This window comes from Streptomyces sp. NPDC002125, from assembly GCF_053593715.1.
In genome coordinates, this window is record NZ_JBSFDD010000080.1 from 1 (window position 1) to 2647 (window position 2647).

Annotated in this window: 3 protein-coding genes; all 3 read right to left on the reverse strand. The window is 72.0% G+C overall.

Going from position 1 to position 2647, the window contains the following annotated elements:
* Positions 1–254 precede the first annotated feature (254 nt).
* Positions 255–527 carry a hypothetical protein gene (locus ACWCQM_RS40855; RefSeq protein ID WP_331720932.1) on the reverse strand — a complete coding sequence of 91 codons (273 nt, stop codon included), beginning with the start codon at positions 525–527 and terminating at the stop codon, positions 255–257.
* 248 nt (positions 528–775) lie between these two features.
* On the reverse strand, positions 776–1858 hold the full coding sequence (locus ACWCQM_RS40860) for an ArdC-like ssDNA-binding domain-containing protein (protein WP_450920129.1): 1083 nt from the start codon (positions 1856–1858) through the stop codon (positions 776–778).
* A gap of 189 nt (positions 1859–2047) precedes the next feature.
* A complete protein-coding gene (locus ACWCQM_RS40865) occupies positions 2048–2536 on the reverse strand; it encodes a hypothetical protein (RefSeq protein WP_450920130.1) in 489 nt (162 codons plus the stop codon).
* Positions 2537–2647 lie beyond the last annotated feature (111 nt).

The window sequence follows — 2647 nt, forward strand, 5'->3', positions numbered from 1 at the left end:
CGTCTTTCCACCTGGGCGGTCCAGCGCGCCCTGGGCGCTGGCGAGGGGCCTGGGGGCGAGAAGCCCCCAGCACCCGGCCGAAGGACGGGTGCACCCCGGGCGGTGCTGCGCACCGCCCGCACCCCGGCGGCGGGGGCCGGCGCCCGCGACCGGGCACCACCACGGCGCCCCGCGCCCGGCCCAGCCACCCCCGGCCGGCCGCCGCCCACCGCGCCCGGCCGCGCGGCACGAACCGCGCGGCCGGGGCTGGGCCGTTACCCGCGCTCTCCCACGTGCAGGCTCGCACTGGTTTCGTCGGCCTGCGGCGGGAGTTGACCGAAGGGGACGCGCAGGACGGTCCAGAGCTGAGGTTCGTTGTCGCAGCAGGAGCACGCATTCTCGCGGCCGAACTTCTCGGCGGCGGTGTCGGCGAGCTCGCGTGCCGTGGCCTCGTTGGTGGCCGTGGAGTAGACGACGAGTGCGGGTGCGTCGGTCTCGGGCCCCCATCCGTAGACGGCAACCCAGGTGGTCATGGTGAGTACGTTCATCGGTCTGTCCTTCGCGCGGTGTGGTCGGGGTTTCGAGGGAGCCGGGGCGGCGGTGCCATCCGCCGCCCCGGCGGGGTTGTTCTGGTGGTGCGCCCACGGCGGGGGGCGCACCGGCGGCCGGTCCGGCGGCGCGGTCGTCGCCCGCCGGGAGGTGCGGACACGGCCGCCGTCGGCTGCCGCGCTACGGCGGTCCGGTCGGCGCGCTCCCGCCACGCCGGGGGAGGGCTCCCCCTCCCCCGGCCCTGCGTTCACCCCTGGGCGGCTGCGGTCTCCAGGGCGGCGCTGAGCGGCTGGCCCTGCTCGCGCTGGTGCGCGGTCTCGATCATCTCGGCGCGTACCTCCTGGTAGGCGGCGTGGGCGGCTTCCTCCGCCGCGCGCTCCGCCTCGCCGGTCTCCGTCGCCTCGTCCGGCGTGGCGGTCGTGGTGGCCAGGATCGCGCGGGCGGCGCGGACGACCGTTGCGCTTGCGGCTGCAAGCGTCTCGCGGACTTCTTCGGCGGTCCGGCCTGCCCAATCCGCGATGTACGGGACGGACGTAAGGGCGGCGTCCAGTCCGGCCACCCCGGCGACGATGTACGCGACGGATTCGGCTTCGCACTCCATGCGGCCCCGGTGGCGGCGGTACTCGTCCATGTCCGCGACGTGGCCGCACTCGATGTGCGCACTCTCGTGGGAGAGCGTGATCACGCGGTGTGCCTCGGGGTCGCTGGCCTGGATGCCGACTACGCGGGTCGCGGGGTCGGTGTACCCGTCCGCGTGGCCGGTGGACTCCAGCCGCACCGTGTACCCGTGGCCCTCGATGTGGGCCGTAAGGCCGTTCCAGAGTTCGGCCGGGGCGTCGCCTTCCACCTTCCCGCCGAGCGCGTAGGCGGGCTCCGTGGTGGGCTCCTCGGGGGCGGCCTCGCCCTCGATGGGGTCGGTCTGGCTGATGTCGAACACGGCAACGGTCTTGAAGAGGGTCCTCTTCTGCTCCTGGCCGTTCCCGTCCAGGACCGGCGCGCCGGTCTCGTCCTTCTTCTTCACCGTCATGGGGGCGAAGATCCGCAGTCCCTTTTCCCCCTTGCGGACGGAGCGGCCGTTTTCCTTCCACTGCTTGAAGCTGCGCACCTGGGTGGCGTGCGGGCACTGGGCCAGGATCAGCAGCATGTTGTTGGCGGAGTAGCGGCCGAGGTTCGCGACGGTCGCGCGAAGCATCGCCTTCCATCCGTCGGCGGAGACCAGGGACGCAATCGCGGTGTTGAGCTGCTCGTGGAGGGCGTCTACCTCTGCCGCGCGCTCCTCGGGGGTCTTGGTGGGCTTGGTGGAGCGGCGGCGCGTCGTCTTGGTAGCCATCTCGGGTGCCTCTCGGTGAAGTGGTGCGGGTTTCGAGCGGTGCCGGTCGGGGTGCCACCCCCTTCCAACAAGCTCAATATTACCAGTGTTGGGCCGGATTTGGAAGCGGAAAGGGGGGCCTGACCAGGGTTTTTCTAATCCGGCCCCCCCCTTGCGGCCGGGGCGCTCGTCGCGCCCCGGCCGTGCGGGTTACGCCTCGGCGGCGGCCTTCGCCTTGCGCTTGGCCTTGACCTTGCGCAGCTTCAGCGGGCGGCCGGGCTCGGCGTCCTCGACCAGTCCGCGAACGTCGTAGGCGCAGAGGGTGAGCACGTCGCCCAGGTCGGCCAGGAGGCGGCGGGGAACCCCGCGCCGGTTCCCAAATCCCCGGGAGTAGTGGACGCGGCCGCCGCGCTCGGTCATGGCGTCGGCGTACCACTCGCCCTCGCCGATAAGGCGGCTGGCCATGATGGTCACGGGGCGCTGTCGCGGGCCCGCCTGGATCGTGAGGCGGGCGACCAGTCCGGCCGAGACTCCCGCCTCACTGATCACCTCGGCACGCTCCACGGTGTCCACCGTGACGCGGTAGCCGATCGACAGGCCGGACTTCGGGTGACGGGTATCAACGACGGTGACGACCGACTGCGGAGCCTCGGTGGCCTTCTTGGCGGCGGGGCGCGAGTTGCGGGTCTTGACGGTCATGTCCAGCACCTTTCAACGGGTTTCGAGTGGTTCTCGTTGTCCGGGGCGCCATCCCCTTCCAACAAGCTCTATATTACCAGTGTTGGGCCGGATCACCTAGCGGAAAAGGGG